1 protein-coding gene is annotated in these 328 nt (G+C 68.6%); it reads right to left on the reverse strand.

Annotated features, from left to right (window positions below; translation table 11 throughout):
• A partial coding sequence (locus tag ACLEQD_RS45345; RefSeq protein ID WP_410392066.1) for a condensation domain-containing protein occupies positions 1–328 on the reverse strand: 328 nt, incomplete at both ends.

Here is a 328-nt window from a genome sequence, read left to right on the forward strand (position 1 = left end):
CACGCTGCGAGGCGGGGGAAGCGGCGCCTCGGTGGAGACGAAGTCCTGAAGCAGCCGCTTCCGCTCCGTGTCCGTCAGCAGCGGCAGTTCGCTGACATGCGAGTCGGGCGAAGCGAGCGCGGCCTCCAGCAGGACGCGCAGGTGCTCCACCATGCGGGAGACAGTCGACGACTCGAACAGGTCCGTGCGGTAGCCCAGGGTGCCGGTGAGGCCGTGCGGCGTCTGGGAGAGGGACAGCGTGAGGTCGGACTTGGTGGCCTCGAAGTCGCGAGAGAGAGGCTGGAAGGACAGGCCCGAAAGACTCAACTCCGAGGCCGGCGCGTTCTGC

This window comes from Corallococcus sp. 4LFB (assembly GCF_046520365.1).
GTDB lineage: Bacteria > Myxococcota > Myxococcia > Myxococcales > Myxococcaceae > Corallococcus > Corallococcus caeni.